This is a genomic window from Halomonas sp. RT37 (assembly GCF_040070525.1).
Taxonomy (GTDB): Bacteria; Pseudomonadota; Gammaproteobacteria; order Pseudomonadales; family Halomonadaceae; genus Halomonas; species Halomonas litopenaei.
The window spans coordinates 4,255,271-4,274,441 of record NZ_CP098827.1 but is presented as its reverse complement, the minus strand read 5'-3'; the positions used below and the strand labels follow the sequence as shown (position 1 = coordinate 4,274,441).

The following is a 19,171-nucleotide window of genomic DNA, read 5'->3' as shown; positions in this document are numbered from 1 at the left end:
GCGTAGTATACGGATCCTTGTGGATGATGCAACCCTCGCGAGCCCGAGTCAGCCACTTTTTTCCAGCTTCCCCGTCACTTGAGGGCACTTGCCCGGTGATTTTCAGGTCTTGCGTTCCACCGCCAGGCGGGCCAGCTCGGCCATGCTGTCGCGGTAGGGCGAGGGCGGCAGATGGTCGAGTTCGGCCAGGGCCTTGGCGGCCATCTCTTCGGCCTTCTGGCGGGTGTAGTCCAGTGCGCCGGTGGACTTGACGATGGCCAGCACCTCGTCGAGGTGGTCGAGTCCGCCCTTGCGGATGGCGCGACGCACCAGGCGGGTCTGGTCGGGGGTGCCGGCGGCCATGGCCTGGATCAGCGGCAGGGTGGGCTTGCCTTCGGCGAGGTCGTCGCCGACGTTCTTGCCCATGGCCTTGGCGTCGCCCTCGTAGTCGAGCAGGTCGTCGACCAGCTGGAACGCCAGACCCAGGTAGCGTCCGTACAGCGCCAGCGCCTGTTCCTGGCGCTCGTCGGCGCCGGCCAGGATGGCGCCGCTGTGGGAGGCGGCCTCGAACAGCATCGCGGTCTTGCCGAGGATGGTGTCGAAGTAGGCGGCCTCGTCGGTGTCGGGATTGCCCACATTGGTCAGCTGCTGAACCTCGCCCTCGGCGATGGTGCAGGTGGCGGCGGACAGCACCTCCATGATGCGCATGGAGCCGACCTCGACCATCATCTGAAACGAGCGCGAATACAGAAAGTCGCCGACCAGCACCGAGGGCGCGTTGCCCCAGGCGTCATTGGCGGTGGCCTTGCCGCGACGCATGTGCGACTCGTCGACCACGTCGTCATGCAACAGCGTCGAGGTGTGCATGAACTCGATCAGCGTCGCCAGGGTGATGTGACGATCGCCCTGATACTCCAGCGCGCGTGCCGCCAGCAGCACCAGCAGGGGGCGCAGACGCTTGCCGCCGCTTTCGATGATGTACTGGCCGATGGTCTCCACCAGCGGGATGCGCGAGGCGAGCTGGTCGAGGATGGTCTGGTTGACGGCGGCGAAGTCGTCGGCGACCACCGCGTGAATCGGCGAAGGAGCTGCTGATGGTGACGGGGTGGCGTTGACTGACATGAAGGCGGCTTCGACTGGAGGTGAGGGAGGCCGTGGGCCTTGGGTTGCCGGTCATGCTATGGGCCGCCCATGGGGGCGTCAAGACGATTAGCGCCCGGCGGCGGCCTCGCGCGGGGTTTTTTCCGGTCTCGCCACTTGACGCTGGTTGTCGGGTTGTGCCCACGCGAGGGTGTCGCTATAATACGCGGCCCACTCATCCATGCTCCCTGTCAGATGGCTGCCAAAAGGGGCGCCACTCGAAGCAGGTCGATCAAGAGCCAACCCCGATGAGTTTCTGGAGAAACAGCATGTACGCAGTGATCAAAAGCGGTGGCAAGCAGTACCGCGTTCAGGAAGGCCAGACTCTCAAGCTCGAGAAACTGGAAATCCCCACCGGCGATACCGTCGAGTTCGACGAGGTTCTGCTGGTCGGCAACGATGACGACGTCACCGTTGGTGCCCCGCTGGTCGAGGGTGCCAAGGTCAGCGCCGAAATCGTCGCCCACGGCCGTGGCGAGAAGGTGACTATCATCAAGTTCCGTCGCCGCAAGCACAGCATGAAGCGTCAGGGCCACCGTCAGTGGTTCACCGAAGTTAAAATCACCGGAATTTCTGCCTAAATACGCCTCGCCCTCGGGCGAATGCGTAGCGGACTATTCCCTCAACGAGCGAGGACTTTGCAATGGCTCATAAGAAGGCAGCCGGCTCCACACGTAACGGTCGCGACAGTGAAAGCAAACGCCTTGGCGTCAAGCTGTTCGGCGGTCAGGCCGTGACCCCGGGTAACATCATCGTGCGTCAGCGTGGCACCCGTTTCCACGCCGGCACCGGTGTTGGCATCGGCAAGGACCACACCCTGTTCGCTCTGGACGAAGGCGTGGTCAAGTTCGAGACCAAGGGTCCGAAGAACCGTAAGTTCGTCAGCGTCGTCTCTGCCTGAGACCGCCCGAACGCCATGGGCCGCCGGCGAGCGTGACTCGCTTGCCGACAGGTCCCGGAAGGCCCCGCCAAGCGCGGGGCCTTCTTGTATCATGGTGGAAAGCATCCGCCAGGAGAGTGATAGATGCAGTTCGTCGACGAAGCCTCGATCATCGTGGAGGCAGGCAACGGAGGTAACGGTTGCCTGAGCTTCCGGCGCGAGAAGTACGTGCCCAAGGGCGGCCCGGATGGCGGCGATGGCGGCCATGGTGGCAGCGTCTACCTGATTGGTGACGATGCCCTCAATACGCTGATCGATTTCAAGTATCAGCGCTTCTACAAGGCGCAGAACGGCCAGCCCGGCCAGGGTCGCCAGATGAGCGGCCGCGCCGGCGAGGATCTCCACGTCAAGGTGCCCGTGGGTACCACGGTGATCGACGAGGATACCCTCGAGGTGATCGCCGACGTGACCGAGATCGGCCAGGTGGTGCAGGTGGCCCAGGGCGGCCGCCGTGGGCTCGGCAACATTCACTTCAAGTCCTCCACCAATCGGGCACCACGGCGTACCACGCCGGGCACCGAGGGTGAGCGGCGTAACCTGCGCCTGGAGATGAAGGTGATGGCCGATGTCGGTCTGCTGGGCCTGCCCAACGCCGGCAAGTCGACGCTGATCCGCTCGGTGTCGGCGGCCAAGCCCAAGGTGGCCAACTACCCCTTCACCACCCTGGTGCCGAACCTGGGAGTGGTGAAGCTCGGCATGCACGAGCACTTCGTCATGGCCGACGTGCCGGGGCTGATCGAGGGTGCCTCCGACGGTGCCGGCCTGGGACTGCGCTTTCTCAAGCACCTGACGCGCACCCGCCTGCTGTTCCACGTAGTGGATGTGGCGCCGTTCGATGAGTCCGATCCGGTGGAAGCCGCCGAGGCGATCATCCATGAGTTGGGCGAGTTCTCGCCGACCCTGGCCGAGCGCCCGCGCTGGCTGGTGCTCAACAAGCTCGACCTGCTGCCCGAGGACGAGCGTGAGGCTGCCGCCGACGAGATCGTGCGTCGACTCGGCTGGGAAGGCCCGGTCTTTCGTATCTCGGCGATCTCCAACGTCGGCACCGAGGCACTGGTGCAGGCGGCCCATCGCTGGCTGACCGAGCAGCGCACCCTCGAGAACGAGGATGAAGAGGCCATGGAGCGCGAGCAGGAGATGCGCCGGCGCATGGAAGATGAGGCGGTGGCCAGGACAGAGGCGCGCCTGGGTCGTCGTCGCAAGCGTGACGAAGACGACGATGACGATCTCGATGACGACGACTACGACGTCGAGGTCGAATACGTTCAATAGCGGTCGTCAGGGGAGTCGACAGCCTCCCCGTTCGGCCAGAGCAGCGGGGCGAGAAAAGGATGCACAGCGGAGAGCGGGTCCCGGGGCGTGACGCCCTGTCCAGCGCGCGACGGGTGGTGGTGAAGATTGGCAGCGCCCTGTTGACCAACGACGGGCGTGGCCTCGATGACCCCGCCATCGGTGGCTGGGTGGATCAGATCGCCGCCCTGGCGAGTCGCGGCATCGAGGTGGTGCTGGTGTCTTCCGGGGCCGTGGCGGCAGGCATGGTGCGTCTCGGCTGGCGGGCTCGCCCGTCATCGGTGCGAGAGCTCCAGGCCGCTGCGGCGGTGGGGCAGAACGTGCTGACCGAAACCTACGAGAGTCACTTCGGTCGTCACGGTCTGGTGACCGCGCAGATTCTGCTGACCCACGACGATCTGTCCAATCGCAAGCGTTACCTCAACGCGCGCTCGGCGCTGAGCACGCTGGTGGACCTCAAGGTGGTGCCGGTGATCAACGAAAACGACACCGTGGTCACCGACGAGATCCGCTTTGGCGACAACGATACCCTTGGCGCCCTGGTGGCCAACCTGCTCGAGGCCGATGCGCTGGTCATCCTGACCGACCAGGAGGGCTTGTTCGACGCCGACCCGCGTCATGACCCCAGCGCCCGGCTGATCGAGGAGGGGCGCGCCGACGATGCGCGCCTGGCGGCGGTGGCCGGCGGCGGCGGCGCCCTGGGCCGTGGTGGCATGACCACCAAGGTGCGCGCGGCGCGCCTGGCCGCGCGCAGCGGGGCGGTCACGGTGATCGCCAGCGGTCGCCAGCCCCGGGTACTGGAGCGGCTGGCCGATGGCGAGCGGCTGGGCACCCTGTTGACGCCGGACCGGGCCCCCATCGCTGCGCGCAAGCGCTGGCTCGCCGGCCAGCTGCAGGTGCGCGGTACCCTGACCCTGGACGCCGGCGCGGTACGGGTGCTGCGCGGCAGTGGCTCGTCGCTGTTGCCGGTGGGGGTCAAGGCCTCCTCGGGTGACTTTGCGCGCGGCGATATGGTGCTGTGCGTCGACGAGCAGGGTGAGCGGATCGCCAAGGGGCTGGTCAACTACAACGCCGAGGACGCGCGCAAGATTCTCGGCCAGCCCAGCGGTCGCATCTGTGAGTTGCTCGGCTATATGGAAGCGCCGGAGCTGATTCACCGCGACAATCTTGTGGTGCTGGCTTGATCCAGGTCGGTATCAGGCGCCTTGTTGCCCCCGGCGCCTCTCTTTAGGGATATGGTTCCCGTCTTTTCTCCGTGCTCTTATGCGCCGCCGACAGCAGCCGCTGTCGGCGGCGCATGCGCGACATCTGTCCTGTCGCGTGAGCCTTGAAGCTGAAGCGTGCCCCGGTGCGTGGTCTCAGCGGTCTTTGGAGAAGAGGGAGCGTTGTCGATGAAGTCTATTCTGGTAACGGGTGCCGGTTCCGGCGTCGGCTTTGAGGTCGTCAAGCTGTTTTTGGAGAAGGGCTTCAAGGTCGGTGGCCTGGATATCAACGTCAAGGCGCTGAACGAGCTGCAGGCGCAAGGGCAGGCGAACCTGTTTGCCTACAAGTGCGATGTCTCCTGTCGTTCCGGTGTGCACGACGCCATCGAGCAGTTCGCCACCGTCTGCGGTGGAGTAATCGATGTCGTCCACTCCAATGCCGGGATTCAGGCGAGTGGCCTGTTCAAGGACGTCGAGCTCGAAAAGTACGAGATGATGAACCTGATCAATGCCATGGGCACGATCTACATCATCAAGGAGGCGCTGCCTTACGTGATGGCGTCCGAGGCAGGCGCCATCCTGCTGACGTCGTCGGCGTCGGCGATCACCGGGCTGCCGATGTTCAGCGTGTACGGTGCGACCAAGTCCTTCGTGACGTCGCTGGGCGAGTCGCTGAGTATCGAGCTGGAGTCCGATGGCATCTATGTAGGGATCATCGAACCCGGTCTGATCAATACACCGATGAACTCCAACAACCCTGACTCCATGGTGTGCACGGAGCAGGAGATTACTCTGGGCCCGAAGGAAGTGGCGGAGGCCGCCTACCAGGCGATCAGCACTCGCCGTCAGCTCTACTGGCACGTGGGCGAAGAGGCTCATGATCTGGCGGAGGCGATCCAGGGGCTGCGGCTGCAGGAGCGTCAGCGCTTCGTCAAGCAGATGATCCAGTCGAAGCTGAAGTGATTCGAGCGGTGATGGCGGCGGCGACGTCTGCGGTGACCTGAGACGCCCGTGGCGTCGTGACAAGTGGCGCGATGACCGTTGCGGTGGCCGCCGCTGGCCGGGCACAGGGTCGGTGGAGTGAGCCAGGCGCGCCAGGCCCTAAAAGGCTGGCGCGCAGTACCTTGACATGATAGGATGCGCCATCCTCTCAGACACGGCCCGTAACGATTGCCTCGCGACAGTGCTTGCGATGGCGGTCGGCCAGATGGCCAGGCCGACGGGGATTTTTTTATTTCCCTGTTGGATCAATACGTTATCAAGTCATCGTGCGACGGTGACGACAACTTTCTCCAAGGAGACAGTCAGTGGCTAACAGCAAGCAAGCCCGTAAGCGCGCCCGTCAGGCAGAATCTCGTCGTGTCCTGAAGGCAGGCCAGCGCAGCATGGTCCGCACTTACGTCAAGCGCGTGATCAAGGCGATCAACAGCGGTGACCACGCTCAGGCAATGGACGCCTTCAAGGCGGCGCAGCCGGTCATCGACCGCATCGCCGACAAGGACACCCTGTCCAAGAAGAAGGCCGCTCGCATCAAGAGCCGTCTGAACAAGCGCATCAAGGCGCTGGCTGCGTAAGCCGGTCCCGCGCTTTCGGCGTGACGCGGATGCGTCCGTGTCGCGCACGCGAAAAACCGGCTACGGCCGGTTTTTTTGTGCCTGCCAATTGATGACCCGCGGCGCCCCGGTGCCCCTTCGTCGCCCTTCTCCGGGCGATGGCGAGCCACAGGGCGGGGAATGTCAGTGGGACAAGAGGGCCGGACAAACGAGCCGGGAATTGAGCAGGGAACCCGCAAGCAAGGAATCAGTGACGTGACCGACGAGCGTCGACAGCAGGCCTCGGATGAGGACATTGATCAGGCCCTGGAGCAGGGAGCGGGCACCTCGGTGGGGGGCGCCAAGGCGCCCGTGCGTCGGGGCCTGATGCGCTCTGGGCTGGTGGTCAGCAGCATGACCATGCTGTCCCGGGTGCTGGGGCTGGTGCGCGACGTGGTGATCGCCACCTTGCTGGGTGCAGGACAGGGCGCCGACGCCTTTTTCGTGGCCTTCAAGATCCCCAACTTCATGCGTCGGCTGTTCGCCGAGGGCGCCTTCAATCAGGCCTTCGTGCCGGTGCTGTCGGAGTACTCGACCACCCGCACCCGCGAAGAGATACGCGAACTGCTTAATGCGGTGTGCGGTAGCCTGGCGGCGGTGCTGGCGCTGATCACCGCCCTGGCTATCGTCGCCGCGCCCTGGTTGACCTGGGTGTTTGCTCCTGGCTTTGCGCGAGATCCCGACAAGCTCGCGCTGACCACCGACATGCTTCGGCTGACGTTCCCGTATCTGCTGTTGATCTCGCTGACCGCCTTCGCCGGCAGCGTGCTCAATACCTGGAATCGCTTCGCGGTACCGGCCTTCACCCCGGTGTTGCTGAACCTGTCGCTGATCGGTGCGGCGCTGGTGCTGACGCCGATGATGAGCGAGCCGGCCATGGCGCTGGCCTGGGGCGTGCTGATCGCCGGTGCCGCGCAACTGCTGTTTCAGGTGCCCTTTCTGGTGAGGCTCGGGCTGATGCCCCGGCCCTGGCCCAACTTCGCCCACGAGGGTGTGCGGCGCATCCTTCGACTGATGGCGCCGGCGTTGTTCGGAGTCTCGGTGTCGCAGATCAATCTGCTGCTGGATACCATCCTGGCCTCGCTGCTGGCGGCGGGCAGCGTGTCCTGGCTCTACTATTCCGACCGCCTGGTGGAGCTGCCACTGGGGGTGTTCGGCGTGGCCATCGGTACGGTGATCTTGCCGGCGCTGTCGCGGCGCCACGCCGAGGCGTCCACCGAGCACTTCAGCCAGATGCTGGACTGGGCGCTGCGAGCGGTGCTGCTGCTGGGGCTGCCAGCGGCGCTGGCGCTGGCGCTGCTGGCCGAGCCGCTGTTGATCACGCTGTTCCACTACGGCGCCATGACCGACAACGATATCGTGATGGCGGCGATGAGCCTGCGTGCCTATGCCCTCGGCCTGGTCGCCTTCATGCTGATCAAGGTGCTGGCGCCCGGTTTCTTTGCCCGCCAGGACACCAAGACGCCGGTCAAGGTCGGTATCATCGCGATGGTCGCCAATATGGTGTTCAACCTGATCCTGATCTGGCCACTGGCCCACGCCGGGCTGGCGCTGGCCACCGCGCTGTCGGCCTTCCTCAATGCCGGGATGCTGGCCTGGCTGCTGCGCAGGCAGGGCGTGCTGCGCTTCCAGCCCGGCTGGGGGCGCTTTGCCGTGCAGCTCGGAGGCGGCTGTGTGGCCATGGGCCTGGTGCTTGTGTTGCTGGCGCCGGAGTGGCACCAGTGGCTCGGCTGGGGGCTCATGTCTCGTGCGCTGTGGATGGCGGCGCTGGTGGCGGCCGGCGGGCTTGCGTACTTCGCCTGGCTGGGCATCACTGGTGTGAGAGTTCGTCAGTTCCGGCTCAAGGGCTAAGGCGGGGGGTGTTAGAAAGCTGCCTGCCCGCGTCGACTTTTCGGAACAAGCCTATGGCGTGGGCGTGTTGGAAAAGTGCCTGCCCACCCAGACGCCTTCAGACGGTGGGAAGACGCGGCGCCCCGCACTTCGCTATAATCGACTCCCTTTAGGTTCGGTGTGACCCGACTCATGGAAGTAATTCGAGGCCTGCACAATCTGCGCGAGGAGCACCGTGGCACGGTGGCGACCATCGGCAACTTCGATGGGGTGCACCTGGGCCATCGGGCGATCCTTGAGCAGTGCCACGCCGAGGCGGCGCGCAGCGGACTGCCGGTGACCGTGGTGGTGTTCGAACCCCAGCCGCGCGAGTACTTTGCCGGCGACCAGGCGCCACCGCGCCTGACGCGGTTGCGCGACAAGGTCGGCCTGCTCAAGGAGTGCGGCGTCGATCGGGTGCTGTGTCTGCCGTTCAATGAATCGCTGCGCCAGCTGACGGCGGCAGAATTCATCGAACGGGTGTTGCTGGAAGGGCTCGGCGTACGCCATCTGGTGGTGGGCGACGACTTCCGCTTCGGCTGCGATCGTCGCGGTGATTTTGCCCTGCTGACCGAAGCCGGCCGCAGCAGCGGTTTCAGCGTCGAACACACCCTGACCTTTCGCATCGACGATGATCGAGTGTCGAGCACACGGGTGCGCACCCTGCTGGCCTGTGGCAACTTCGAGGCGGCGGCGCGCCTGCTGGGCCGGCCTTACCGCGTCAGCGGCCGGGTGGTGCGTGACCAGCAGCGCGGGCGCACCATCGGCGTGCCCACCGCCAACCTGCCGCTGCTGCCGGGCCCGCTGGTGCTGCGCGGTGTCTACGCGGCGACGGTGGAGATCCACGACGGCAGCGATGGCGAGGCGACCCAGCGTCATCCTGCGGTGGTCAATATCGGCTGGCGGCCCACGGTAGGGTCGCCGCGTCCGGTGCTGGAGGCGCACCTGCTGGACATGCGGGCGGATCTGTATGGCAAACGCCTGACGGTGGTGCCCTGCGCCAAGCTGCGCGGTGAAGAGACCTTCGCGGACTTCGCCGCGCTGAAGACCCAGATATATGCCGACATCGACCGGGCGCGAGCAGTGTTTGCCCGGGACCCTGACGGCCCACGACCCTATCCTCTGGCATCGGCGCCACGTGCGCGCGAAGCCGCAACCCAGGATTCCCCGGCGGGGCAGGCCCCCGCCGATCATGACGACGGCTGACCCCAGGACTATGAGCGACTACAAGCACACTCTGAATCTGCCAGAAACCGAATTCCCCATGCGCGGCATGCTCCCCAAGCGCGAGCCGGCGCGGGTCGAGCAGTGGCAGAAGCTGGACATTTACCAGCGCTTGCGCGAAGCACGCCAGGGCCAGGAGGTCTTCGTGCTGCACGATGGCCCTCCCTACGCCAACGGCAGCATTCACATCGGTCACGCCGTCAACAAGATCCTCAAGGACATCATCGTCAAGTCGAAGAACCTGGCCGGCTTCGATGCACCCTACGTGCCGGGCTGGGACTGTCACGGTCTGCCCATCGAGCACAAGGTGGAGACCACTCATGGCAAGCACCTGGAGCCTGAAAAGGCCCGGGCGCTGTGTCGCGAGTACGCCGACGAGCAGGTCAAGGGCCAGCTTCAGGACTTCGTGCGTCTGGGCGTGGTCGGCGACTGGGACAATCCCTACCGCTCCATGGAGTACGCCAACGAGGGCGGCGAGATCCGCGCCCTGGCCGACATGGTCAAGGGCGGCTACGTGTTCAAGGGACTCAAGCCGGTCAACTGGTGCTTCGACTGTGGTTCGGCCCTGGCCGAGGCCGAGGTCGAGTACGCCGACAAGAAGTCCGACGCCATCGATGTGGCCTTCACCTGCGCAGACGACGCCAAGCTGGCCGCCGCCTTCGGGCTGGACAGCCTGCCCAAGCCGGCGGCGGTGGTCATCTGGACCACCACCCCCTGGACCATCCCGGCCAACCAGGCGCTGAACGTCCATCCGGAGTTCAACTACGCCCTGGTCGACACCGGCGAGCGGCTGTTGCTGCTGGCCGAGGAACTGGTCGAGAGCTGCCTCGAGCGCTTCGGCCTGAGCGGTGAGGTCATCGCCACAGCGCGTGGCGAACGGCTGGAGCTGATCGAGTTCCATCATCCGCTGTATGACCGTACCGCGCCGATGTATCTCGCCGACTACGTGACCAGCGACGAGGGCAGCACCGGCATCGTCCACTCGGCGCCGGTTCATGGCGTCGATGACTTTGACTCCTGCCGCCGCTACGGCATGGACTTCAGTGACTTCATCAGCGTGGTCAAGGGCGACGGCGTCTACGTCGACGACCTGCCGCTGTTCGGTGGCATGCTGATCTGGAAGGCCAATCCCAAGATCGTCGAGGCACTGTCCGAGGCCGGCGCGCTGATGGCTCACAAGACCATCACCCACAGCTACATGCACTGCTGGCGCCACAAGACCCCGGTGATCTACCGGGCCACCGCCCAGTGGTTCGTCGGCATGGACATCCCTGGCCATGACGGTCGCACCCTGCGCGAAAGCGCGCTCGAAGGGATCGAGGCGACCGAGTTCACCCCGGGCTGGGGCAAGGCGCGGCTGCACAGCATGATCGCCAACCGCCCGGACTGGTGCATCTCGCGTCAGCGCAACTGGGGCGTGCCGATCCCGTTCTTCCTGCATAAGGAAAGCGGCGAGCTGCACCCGCAGACCGTGGAACTGACCGAGAAGGTCGCCGACCTGGTCGACCGCGACGGCATCGACGCCTGGTTCCGCCTGGACCCGGCCGAGCTTCTGGGCGAAGAGGCCAGTCAGTACGACAAGGTCACCGATACCCTGGACGTGTGGTTCGACTCCGGCACCACCCACCGCCACGTGCTGCGCGGCTCGCACCCCCACGGCCATCAGAGCGGCCCGCGTGCCGATCTGTACCTGGAGGGCTCGGACCAGCACCGCGGCTGGTTCCACTCCTCGCTGCTGACCGGCTGCGCCATCGACGGTCACCCGCCGTACCGGGGCCTGTTGACCCATGGCTTCACCGTCGACGCCCAGGGCCGCAAGATGTCCAAGTCCATGGGCAACGTGGTGGCCCCGCAGGAGGTAATGGACAAGCTCGGCGCCGATATCCTGCGTCTGTGGGTGGCCTCCACCGACTATTCCGGCGAGATGGCGGTGTCCGACGAGATCCTCAAGCGCACCGCCGACGTTTACCGGCGTATCCGCAACACCGCGCGCTTCCTGCTGGCGAACCTGAATGGCTTCGACCCCGAGCGTGACGCCCTGGCCTTCGACGACATGCTGGCGCTGGACCAGTGGGTGGTGGACCGCGCCGCGCAACTTCAGGCACGCATCGAGACGGCCTACGACGAGTACCGCTTCCTCGACGTCTACCAGCAGGTGCACGGCTTCTGCGCGCGGGAGCTGGGCGGCTTCTACCTGGACGTGATCAAGGATCGCCAGTACACCACCCAGTCCGACTCCCAGGCCCGTCGCAGCGCCCAGACCGCGCTCTATCACGTGGTCCAGGCGCTGGTGCGCTGGGTCGCGCCGATCCTGTCGTTCACCGCCGAGGAGATCTTCGAGAACATTCCCGGCGAGAAGGGCCTGGCCGAAGGCCGCAGCGTGCTGCTGGAGACCTACTACACAGGCCTGTCCACCCTCAGCGACGACGCCAGCATGGGCCGTGACTTCTGGGAGCGGGTGCTGACGGTCAAGCAGGCGGTCAACAAGTGCCTGGAAGACGCCCGCAACGCCAAGACCATCAAGGGCAGCCTGGCCGCCGAGGTGACCCTGCACGTCAGCGACGAGCTTGACGAACTGCTCTCGCGCCTGGGCGACGAGCTGCGCTTCGTGATGCTGACCAGCGAGGTCCACCTGGCGCCGCTCGACCAAGGAGTCGATGCCGCCGAGACCGACGTCGAAGGGCTCAAGGTGGCGGTGCGCGCCAGCGACAACGCCAAGTGCGAGCGCTGCTGGCACCATCGCCCCGATGTGGGCTCGCTGCCCGAGCACCCGGACCTGTGTTCGCGCTGCGTCAGCAACCTGCCGGACGGTCCGGGCGAGGTGCGTCACTATGCCTGACGCCACGGATTCCACGACCAAGGAGGGTGACGGGCACATGAGTTCACAGGTAGAACCGATGCGCCAGCCGCTGCGCTGGTGGTGGCTGGCGCTGGCCTGGGTCGTGCTCGATCTGGGCACCAAGGCACTGATGAGCCAGACGCTGACCTACGCCACGCCGGTGGAGGTGCTGCCGTTCTTCAATCTGACGCTTTTGCACAATACCGGGGCGGCCTTCAGTTTCCTGGCCGATCACCCCGGTTGGCAGCGCTGGCTGTTCGCCGCCATCGCGGTGGCGGCCACCGTCGGCCTGACGATCTGGATGCGTCGCCTGCGGCGTGACGAAAAGCTGCTGGGGGCGTGTCTCGCGCTGATCATCGGCGGCGCCCTGGGCAACCTCTATGACCGCCTGGTGCACGGCTACGTGGTGGACTTTCTGTCCTTTCACGCGGCGGGCTGGTACTACCCGGCGTTCAACGTGGCGGATATCGGCATCACCCTGGGCGCCATCGGCCTGATCTGGGAGTCGATCTTCGGCGAGCGCCGCCGCGCCCGGCGCGGCTAATTATCTGTTGCCGGCAGCGACGTATCGGTCCCTGCCGGTCCGTCACTCTTTCGGAGATCCCAATGAGCGACTACCGTATCGACGAGGGCATGGAAGTCACCCTTCACTTCACCCTCAAGCTGGAAGATGGCACCGTGGTGGACTCCACCCGGGACAAGGCCCCGGCGACCTTTCAACTGGGCGATGGCAACCTGCCGCCCGGGTTCGAGCAGCCGTTGAAGGGTATGACCGACGGCGACAGCGGCAGCTTCGAGGTCAGTCCCGAGCACGCCTTCGGTCAGCACAACCCACAGAACATCCAGCGCATGAAGCGTGAGGTGTTCAACGGCGACGAGCCGGAGGTCGGCACCGTGATGTCCTTTGCCGATGCCAACGGCGACGAATTACCCGGGGTGGTCACCGAGATCGACGGCGACATGGTGGAAGTGGACTTCAATCATCCGCTGGCCGGGCGCACCCTGACCTTTGAGGTCGAGGTGCTGGGCGTCAAGCCCGCCACCACCCACTAGGCGATTCACGTCCCCGGTGTGCCGGTAAGGCGCAGTACGTGATGACCACGCGAATCATCCGCTCAACCAGGTGCCAAGACGGCACCGAGGCAAGGCAAACCATGCAAATCAAGCTGGCCAACCCGCGCGGCTTCTGCGCCGGCGTCGACCGGGCCATCGACATCGTCAACAGCGCGCTGGACGTGTTCGGGCCGCCCATTTACGTGCGTCACGAGGTGGTCCACAACCGCTTCGTGGTCGATAGCCTGCGCGAGCGTGGGGCGATCTTCGTCGAGGAACTCCACGAGGTTCCCGATGACGTCATCGTGATCTTCTCTGCCCACGGGGTGTCCCGGGCGGTGCAGGAGGAGGCCGAGCGGCGCGGGCTCAAGGTCTTCGACGCCACCTGCCCGCTGGTGACCAAGGTGCATATGGAAGTGCTGCGCTACGCTCGCCGTGGCCAGGAGTGCATCCTGATCGGCCATGAAGGGCATCCCGAGGTCGAAGGCACCATGGGGCGTTACGACACCTCCCACGGTGGCCAGATCTACCTGGTCGAGGACGAAAAGGACGTGGCCCGTCTGGAGGTCAAGGACCCCAGTCGGCTGGCCTTTGTCACCCAGACCACCTTGTCCATGGACGATACCGCTCGGGTGATCGATGCCCTGCGCGCCACCTTCCCCGACATCCAGGGGCCGCGCAAGGACGATATCTGCTACGCCACCCAGAACCGCCAGGACGCGGTGCGCGAACTGGCGGCGGGCTCCGACCTGGTACTGGTGGTGGGAAGCCCCAACAGCTCCAACTCCAATCGCCTGCGCGAGCTGTCCGAGCGAGTGGGCACCCCGGCCTACCTGATCGACAGTGCCGAGCAGATCGATCCGGCCTGGCTTGCGAATATCGGTGCAGTCGGCGTGACCGCCGGGGCCAGCGCCCCGGAGGTACTGGTCAAGGGGGTCATCGACCGCCTGACCGAGCTGGGCGCCGAGGCCCCCGAGGAACTGGCCGGCCGAGAGGAAACCATCACCTTCTCGATGCCGCGTGAACTGCGCGAGCGGGTCATCGTCAGCGACTGATGCCACCAGGGGATTGCCGTGAAGGCATTCCGCCGTTCGTTTTTCCAGTGCAGCATCTCGACGCCGCCCCCAAGGGTGGCGTCCTTGTTTTCAGGCGTAGGAGAAAGCCTCAAGTCTGTGCTTAAGCGTGGTGTCGCGACACAACCTTGATCCAGCGCCTGCCGTCCATGGCGGACGTGCGACATACTCGAAGGGAAAACGAGCCGGAGAAGCCCGATGCAGGGAATACGAAAAACGCGAGGCTCAATTTACGCAGAGACGCGCTGGGATGAGCATGGATTCAGTGAGCTGGACCAGAAAGTCAGTGCCGCTTCGACACGGGCTTCGTCACCAGGCCCGATGGAGCGTCAGGGCGGTTTCACCCTGATCGAACTGTTGCTGTGCATCGCCATCATCGGTCTGCTGGCGTCGGTGGCCTACCCCATGTACACCGAGCATCTACGCGAGACCCGTGTCGCCGATGGCCGCGCTCTGTTGATGATGACCGCCTCGTCGCTGGAACGCTGCTACAGCCGTGACCAGGCCTATGATATCGCTGCCTGTGACGGGCTTGAACGACCGTCGGAGTCCGGTTTCTACCAACTGTCGGTGGAACGCCACCCAGGGCGCTATTTTCTCGAGGCCAGGGCCCTCGACGCCCAGTCGGTGAAGGAAGGCTGCGATAGCCTGACCATGGACCAGACCGGCGAACGGGCACCAGATGACTGCTGGTAGCCGCCAGCGCGGGGTCACCCTGCTGGAGCTGGTCGTCTGCGTCGCGGTGATCGGCCTGATGGCTGCGGTGGCGGTGCCTGGCCTGCACCATTGGCTGGCCGGCGAACGTCTGGTGGCGGATACCAATCGCCTGGTCGGCGCACTGACCCTGGCACGCACCACCGCCTTGACCCGACGCCAGGAGGTCAAGGTACTGGTGGTCGACTGTGCGGGACGCTGGCGGCTCGAGGTGCTGGCGGGAGACGCGGATGCCGGCGGCTGCCAGTCCACTCCAACCGCGCATGGTGATGTACTGATGGTCGATGAGGCGGCGCGCACGGACGGCACCCGGGTATCGCCCGGTGGGGTCAGCTTCGATCTGATGGGGCGCCTGGATGACTGCAGCTACGGTAGCCCTTGCCGTTGGCAGCTTCGCGGGACAGGAGGCGAGGGTCGCTGGGTCTCGGTGGAGCCAAGCGGCGTGGTACGTTCCGGCGATGAGGAAGATGCCGCGTGAGAAGCCTGCGATCCCAGGCCGGGTTTTCCCTGCTCGAGGCACTGGTGGCGCTGGTGCTGCTGTCGGTGGGACTTTTAGGGGTGGCGGGGATGCAGTTGCGCAGCTTGCAAAGCGCCCATTCCAGTATCCAGAGATCGCTGGCGGACCTGGCCGCCCAGGATGCACGGGAACTGCTGTGGGCAAGCCTAGTGGCCAATGGCGGGTACTGTCCTGAAGGTGTGCCCGAGAGCCTTTCCCGAGAGCACTGGCGCGAGCACTGGGCCGATTTCCTTCCCGGTCTCATTCCCCTGAATGAGGCGGTGATCGCTCGGGACGACTGCGCCTTCGAATTGCGTATCGGCTGGAAGGACGAGCGCTTCACCGAACCCAGCCTGTTTCAGTATTGGGTCAAGCTGCCCGCTCGGAAAGCACCATGAGCCCGCACCGCGTCCTTTCCCCGTGCAAGTCATTGCGTCGCCAGCGCGGCGTGTCGCTGGTCGAGCTGATGGTGGCCATGGTCGTCGGCAGCCTGGTGATCCTGGCTGCGGGCTCGCTGTTTCAGGAGGTCAACGCCAATGCGCGCGAGGTGCTGCGCCTGGCCGATCGCCAGGCGGTCCTGAGCTACGCCCTCGATACCATCACCGCGGCGGTGCGCCGGGGCGACGCCTCCCCCGGCGATTACGTGCTGCGCCCGGCGCCAGATGGCGAGTCCTGTACGCTGCACAAGGTCGACAGCGGCGAGCCTCTGGTCGATGGCCTGGCCTACGATGGTTCCTGCGAGGACGATCAGGTGCTGGAAGATCTGGGTGGGGGACTCTATCGCATCACCCTGAACCTGCCCCACGCCAGGACACCGATTCGGCTGCACGCGGTGGATCGTCTCCAGGCCGTGTCCGCGGCGGAGGCCGACGGGTGAAGCCTCAAGCCCGCCAGCGAGGCGCGGCGCTACTGGTGGTGCTGTCGCTGGTAGCGATCGCCTCGGTGGTGGCCATGGCCGGGGTCAAGTCGGCGCTGGTGGACGAACGCCTGGCCGGCAATATGCGCGCCATGGCCCAGGCCCAGATGGCGGCGGATTGGGGTGGGGCCGAGAGGCTAAGTGAAACGCCTGAATCGAGCGGGCTACTGGAGTGTGCCGAGATTCAAGACCGAGCGGAACAGGGCGGCGTATCCGCTGATTGGTCGGACGTACACACACTGACCAATAGCGACACAGTGGGCTATCGACATATCGACTGTATAGAACAGGATGTTGTCGTGCAGCTGATCATGGGGCAGGTCAGCGATGGTGAGCAGGTATTGGCAAGGCACTTTCTGATGGTGGGGCGAGAGAAGGAAAGCTCTGGATTGGAATTGCCCGATCTCATCCCTGACGATTGCATGGTCTATGCGGGGGGGCCTGTGGTGGCACATCCTGAGCTGGATCAGCCCGCCAACTGCCAACTAAACGGACTTGCCCACCCCGGTAACGACTACGGTCCAGACAGCTATATCGATGAGGTCGCCAAAGACTTCGAGGATGCCGACTTTGGGCCGGATGGCTGTGCGAGTCACCAAGGGATCGTCTATTGCGACGCTAGAACTCACGGGTTTGATGGCAGTCTGAATCTAGCGGATTACCCTGATGCGGATCAGATCGTGATCGTGGTGGATCCTGCCGATCCGAGCCAGAGCGTGACAATCGAAGCCCCAGCTGGGAGCTATGACACCTCGATCGTTGTTTCTGGAGCGCCAACGCTCGCTCCTCACGGACAGGTGGAACTCAATGGAGACATCTGGAGTACCGGGTCTATGGCGATAAGCGGGGGCGGGGGGCTCACGATCAATGGCAGACTAGTTGCCGAAGGTCCCGTCACGATAAATGGCAAGGTCGAAATCAGCCCCGATGAAGGTGGAGAAGGTGACGGCGGCGTAATCTGGATCGATCGTGATGACTAAGGCGGAAACGAGGGTCCAGCACACCGACCCTTTTCACTTCTGATCCTTCCAAAATTGCTGAGTACCAGCCTAGCGCCCGTGTTTTCTCGCGCGCAGATATCGAAAGTCCCGTTATGCCCGCTGGCGCGCCCATTGGCCAGAAAACGCACCGGCTTTGCATCCTCGCGAAAGCCGATGCTTGAGAGCCGGCTGGGCGCAAAGACATGAAGTGTCGCTCCCTCCCAGCTCGGCGCTCCCGCCTTGATCAACAGCTTCCCCCTCCAGTCCTCGCCGCAGTGAATGCCGTCGTCGCTCGGGCAAAGGGTGACGGGTCTTGCCCGGGTGATGGCAGTGCCCCGGGCCAGCATCAGGGCGCCTTCTAGTCGCGAAAGCTCGCTGGCGATATCCTGTCGGGCGGCCATTGCCCGGTAGCCGGGCAGGGCCACGCTGGTCAGAAGGCCTACAATAGCCACCACCAGCAACAGCTCCAGCAAGGTAGTTCCGGACTGGCGGAAAGCGATTCGATGAGGTTCGGGATGGCAAGACTTGGGGCGGTAAGGTTCGGGGTGGTGAGGTGTGTGCCAGTAAGCTTGGGACATGCAGACATGACGGGGGCGTCGGGCGTCGTCGTCCATGGCGAACGCTTCCTTGTGGTTGTTGTTTGAATTCAGGGTTCCTTGAGCCTAGCTCGGAGAAGGGAGAGCAGACGTTGGAGAAGCGCTTTGAGTGATTTCCTGGTGATTGGCGGCGGCGTCATAGGGCTGATGACGACACTGCAATTGGCCGATGCCGGTCACAGTGTGACGGTGGTAGAGCGAGGCGGCTGCGGTAGCGAGGCCTCCTGGGCCGGGGGCGGGATCGTCTCGCCGCTTTATCCCTGGCGCTACAGCTCGCCGGTATCGCGCCTGGCGAGCTGGTCGGAGGGGGCCTACCCCGAACTGGCCCTGCGCCTGCTGGAGGAGACCGGGGTCGACCCGGAGTATCGTCAGAAAGGGCTTCTCTACCTGAGGGTGGATGACGAAGCGCGCGCACTCGAGTGGGCGCGGGAGGTTGGCAAGCCGCTGTCGCGGGTAGGCGCTGAAGTGATTCGCCGAAAGGAACCCAACGCCCGCAGCGATATCGACGAGGCGCTGTGGATGCCGACCCTGGGCAGCATTCGTAACCCCCGTCTGATGCGCGCGCTGAGGTCCCGACTGGAAGACATGACGTCGGTGACGTTGCGCGAGCAATGCACGGTCACCGGGTTCGAGCGGCAAGGGGAGCGGGTGGCGGTGGTGAACACCGACCAGGGCAACCTCAGTGCCGATCAAGTGGTTATCTGTGCCGGCGCCTGGTCGGCGGGGCTTGCCGACATGGCCGGGCTCGATCTGCCGGTACGCCCGGTCAAGGGTCAGATGATTCTGTTCAAGGCACCACCCGGACTGGTCGAGCGGGTGGTGCTGATGGATGGACGCTACGTGATTCCTCGCAGCGACGGGCGGGTGCTGGCCGGCTCTACCCTGGAAGACGCCGGGTTCGACAAGGGCACCGACGACGACGCCCGCAGCTCACTATGGCATAGCGCTACCGCCATCATTCCGGCATTGGCTGACTGCGAGATCGAGCACCACTGGGCCGGACTGAGGCCCGGATCACCGGACGGGGTGCCTTATATTGGCCAGGCCCCCAGCTGGGACAACCTGCACGTCAACGCCGGGCACTACCGCAATGGGCTGGTGCTGGCGCCGGCCTCGACGCGCCTGCTGGTGGATCAACTACTGGGAAGAGAGCCCATCATTGATCCCGCGCCCTATCGGTTGCAAGGACGTGTGGAAGAGCGCCCAAGCTGACCGGGAGTGAGGCGATCGAAGCAGGGGCAGGGTGAGGTAGCAATGGGCAGCGGGGC

Annotated in this window: 20 protein-coding genes; 18 read left to right on the top strand and 2 right to left on the bottom strand. The window is 64.9% G+C overall.

What is annotated here, in order from left to right; all coding sequences use genetic code 11:
• Window positions 1-102 precede the first annotated feature (102 nt).
• Window positions 103-1,101 carry an octaprenyl diphosphate synthase gene (gene ispB / locus NFG58_RS18520; RefSeq protein WP_045994438.1) on the bottom strand — a complete coding sequence of 333 codons (999 nt, stop codon included), beginning with the start codon at window positions 1,099-1,101 and terminating at the stop codon, window positions 103-105.
• Window positions 1,102-1,388: 287 nt separating this feature from the next.
• On the opposite strand from ispB, the gene rplU reads away from it, so the two are divergent.
• From rplU to NFG58_RS18435, 17 genes are all read left to right on the top strand, one after another.
• Window positions 1,389-1,700, top strand: coding sequence for a 50S ribosomal protein L21 (gene rplU, locus NFG58_RS18515; RefSeq protein ID WP_045994439.1), 312 nt, complete (start codon window positions 1,389-1,391; stop codon window positions 1,698-1,700).
• A 62-nt stretch (window positions 1,701-1,762) separates the two neighbouring features.
• On the top strand, window positions 1,763-2,020 hold the full coding sequence (rpmA, locus tag NFG58_RS18510) for a 50S ribosomal protein L27 (RefSeq protein WP_045994440.1): 258 nt from the start codon (window positions 1,763-1,765) through the stop codon (window positions 2,018-2,020).
• A 123-nt stretch (window positions 2,021-2,143) separates the two neighbouring features.
• The gene (cgtA, locus tag NFG58_RS18505; protein WP_108133520.1) at window positions 2,144-3,331 is read left to right on the top strand and encodes an Obg family GTPase CgtA; all 1,188 of its coding nucleotides are present in this window, start codon (window positions 2,144-2,146) and stop codon (window positions 3,329-3,331) included.
• A 59-nt stretch (window positions 3,332-3,390) separates the two neighbouring features.
• The gene (proB, locus tag NFG58_RS18500; protein ID WP_348827156.1) at window positions 3,391-4,533 is read left to right on the top strand and encodes a glutamate 5-kinase; all 1,143 of its coding nucleotides are present in this window, start codon (window positions 3,391-3,393) and stop codon (window positions 4,531-4,533) included.
• Between the two features lie 207 nt (window positions 4,534-4,740).
• Window positions 4,741-5,514, top strand: a complete 774-nt coding sequence (locus NFG58_RS18495; RefSeq protein ID WP_108133522.1) for an SDR family NAD(P)-dependent oxidoreductase — start codon at window positions 4,741-4,743, stop codon at window positions 5,512-5,514.
• A gap of 344 nt (window positions 5,515-5,858) precedes the next feature.
• Window positions 5,859-6,125: a 30S ribosomal protein S20 gene (rpsT, locus tag NFG58_RS18490; protein ID WP_045994444.1), complete on the top strand. Its 267-nt coding sequence runs from the start codon at window positions 5,859-5,861 to the stop codon at window positions 6,123-6,125.
• 345 nt (window positions 6,126-6,470) lie between these two features.
• Window positions 6,471-7,994 (top strand): murein biosynthesis integral membrane protein MurJ, encoded by a 1,524-nt coding sequence (gene murJ / locus NFG58_RS18485; RefSeq protein WP_348828148.1) that lies wholly within the window; start codon window positions 6,471-6,473, stop codon window positions 7,992-7,994.
• 171 nt (window positions 7,995-8,165) lie between these two features.
• A complete protein-coding gene (gene ribF / locus NFG58_RS18480; RefSeq protein WP_348827155.1) occupies window positions 8,166-9,218 on the top strand; it encodes a bifunctional riboflavin kinase/FAD synthetase in 1,053 nt (350 codons plus the stop codon).
• A 10-nt stretch (window positions 9,219-9,228) separates the two neighbouring features.
• Complete coding sequence (gene ileS / locus NFG58_RS18475) at window positions 9,229-12,075, top strand: isoleucine--tRNA ligase (RefSeq protein WP_348827154.1); 2,847 nt, start codon at window positions 9,229-9,231, stop codon at window positions 12,073-12,075.
• 37 nt (window positions 12,076-12,112) lie between these two features.
• On the top strand, window positions 12,113-12,619 hold the full coding sequence (gene lspA / locus NFG58_RS18470) for a signal peptidase II (protein WP_231498700.1): 507 nt from the start codon (window positions 12,113-12,115) through the stop codon (window positions 12,617-12,619).
• Between the two features lie 62 nt (window positions 12,620-12,681).
• The gene (fkpB, locus tag NFG58_RS18465; RefSeq protein WP_045994447.1) at window positions 12,682-13,128 is read left to right on the top strand and encodes an FKBP-type peptidyl-prolyl cis-trans isomerase; all 447 of its coding nucleotides are present in this window, start codon (window positions 12,682-12,684) and stop codon (window positions 13,126-13,128) included.
• Window positions 13,129-13,229: 101 nt separating this feature from the next.
• A complete protein-coding gene (gene ispH / locus NFG58_RS18460; protein ID WP_185696479.1) occupies window positions 13,230-14,183 on the top strand; it encodes a 4-hydroxy-3-methylbut-2-enyl diphosphate reductase in 954 nt (317 codons plus the stop codon).
• A gap of 339 nt (window positions 14,184-14,522) precedes the next feature.
• Window positions 14,523-14,897, top strand: a complete 375-nt coding sequence (locus tag NFG58_RS18455; protein WP_348827153.1) for a type IV pilin protein — start codon at window positions 14,523-14,525, stop codon at window positions 14,895-14,897.
• The gene (locus tag NFG58_RS18450; protein WP_348827152.1) at window positions 14,884-15,393 is read left to right on the top strand and encodes a GspH/FimT family pseudopilin; all 510 of its coding nucleotides are present in this window, start codon (window positions 14,884-14,886) and stop codon (window positions 15,391-15,393) included. The genes NFG58_RS18455 and NFG58_RS18450 overlap by 14 nt, the downstream gene beginning before the upstream one ends.
• Window positions 15,390-15,809: a type IV pilus modification protein PilV gene (gene pilV, locus NFG58_RS18445; RefSeq protein WP_315901180.1), complete on the top strand. Its 420-nt coding sequence runs from the start codon at window positions 15,390-15,392 to the stop codon at window positions 15,807-15,809. Before NFG58_RS18450 ends, pilV begins: the two co-directional genes overlap by 4 nt.
• Window positions 15,806-16,288, top strand: coding sequence for a prepilin-type N-terminal cleavage/methylation domain-containing protein (locus NFG58_RS18440; RefSeq protein WP_348827151.1), 483 nt, complete (start codon window positions 15,806-15,808; stop codon window positions 16,286-16,288). Before pilV ends, NFG58_RS18440 begins: the two co-directional genes overlap by 4 nt.
• The gene (locus NFG58_RS18435; protein WP_348827150.1) at window positions 16,285-17,307 is read left to right on the top strand and encodes a PilX N-terminal domain-containing pilus assembly protein; all 1,023 of its coding nucleotides are present in this window, start codon (window positions 16,285-16,287) and stop codon (window positions 17,305-17,307) included. Before NFG58_RS18440 ends, NFG58_RS18435 begins: the two co-directional genes overlap by 4 nt.
• Here NFG58_RS18435 and NFG58_RS18430 read toward each other — a convergent pair.
• On the bottom strand, window positions 17,304-17,921 hold the full coding sequence (locus NFG58_RS18430; protein WP_348827149.1) for a GspH/FimT family pseudopilin: 618 nt from the start codon (window positions 17,919-17,921) through the stop codon (window positions 17,304-17,306). The genes NFG58_RS18435 and NFG58_RS18430 overlap by 4 nt on opposite strands.
• An 87-nt stretch (window positions 17,922-18,008) precedes the next feature.
• Between NFG58_RS18430 and thiO the strand changes: the two genes are divergently transcribed.
• Window positions 18,009-19,115, top strand: a complete 1,107-nt coding sequence (thiO, locus tag NFG58_RS18425) for a glycine oxidase ThiO (RefSeq protein WP_348827148.1) — start codon at window positions 18,009-18,011, stop codon at window positions 19,113-19,115.
• Window positions 19,116-19,171: the final 56 nt, after the last annotated feature.

Excerpts from the sequence above, each read along its gene's own strand:
- fkpB (WP_045994447.1), top strand. The coding sequence starts at position 12,682 with ATGAGCGACTACCGTATCGACGAGGGCATGGAAGTCACCCTTCACTTC.
- rpmA (WP_045994440.1), top strand. The coding sequence starts at position 1,763 with ATGGCTCATAAGAAGGCAGCCGGCTCCACACGTAACGGTCGCGACAGT.
- NFG58_RS18450 (WP_348827152.1), top strand. The coding sequence starts at position 14,884 with ATGACTGCTGGTAGCCGCCAGCGCGGGGTCACCCTGCTGGAGCTGGTC.
- ispH (WP_185696479.1), top strand. The coding sequence starts at position 13,230 with ATGCAAATCAAGCTGGCCAACCCGCGCGGCTTCTGCGCCGGCGTCGAC.
- NFG58_RS18495 (WP_108133522.1), top strand. The coding sequence starts at position 4,741 with ATGAAGTCTATTCTGGTAACGGGTGCCGGTTCCGGCGTCGGCTTTGAG.
- NFG58_RS18440 (WP_348827151.1), top strand. The coding sequence starts at position 15,806 with ATGAGCCCGCACCGCGTCCTTTCCCCGTGCAAGTCATTGCGTCGCCAG.
- ribF (WP_348827155.1), top strand. The coding sequence starts at position 8,166 with ATGGAAGTAATTCGAGGCCTGCACAATCTGCGCGAGGAGCACCGTGGC.
- murJ (WP_348828148.1), top strand. The coding sequence starts at position 6,471 with ATGCGCTCTGGGCTGGTGGTCAGCAGCATGACCATGCTGTCCCGGGTG.
- NFG58_RS18430 (WP_348827149.1), bottom strand. The coding sequence starts at position 17,921 with ATGGACGACGACGCCCGACGCCCCCGTCATGTCTGCATGTCCCAAGCT.
- cgtA (WP_108133520.1), top strand. The coding sequence starts at position 2,144 with ATGCAGTTCGTCGACGAAGCCTCGATCATCGTGGAGGCAGGCAACGGA.
- lspA (WP_231498700.1), top strand. The coding sequence starts at position 12,113 with ATGAGTTCACAGGTAGAACCGATGCGCCAGCCGCTGCGCTGGTGGTGG.
- ispB (WP_045994438.1), bottom strand. The coding sequence starts at position 1,101 with ATGTCAGTCAACGCCACCCCGTCACCATCAGCAGCTCCTTCGCCGATT.
- proB (WP_348827156.1), top strand. The coding sequence starts at position 3,391 with ATGCACAGCGGAGAGCGGGTCCCGGGGCGTGACGCCCTGTCCAGCGCG.
- rplU (WP_045994439.1), top strand. The coding sequence starts at position 1,389 with ATGTACGCAGTGATCAAAAGCGGTGGCAAGCAGTACCGCGTTCAGGAA.
- NFG58_RS18455 (WP_348827153.1), top strand. The coding sequence starts at position 14,523 with ATGGAGCGTCAGGGCGGTTTCACCCTGATCGAACTGTTGCTGTGCATC.
- ileS (WP_348827154.1), top strand. The coding sequence starts at position 9,229 with ATGAGCGACTACAAGCACACTCTGAATCTGCCAGAAACCGAATTCCCC.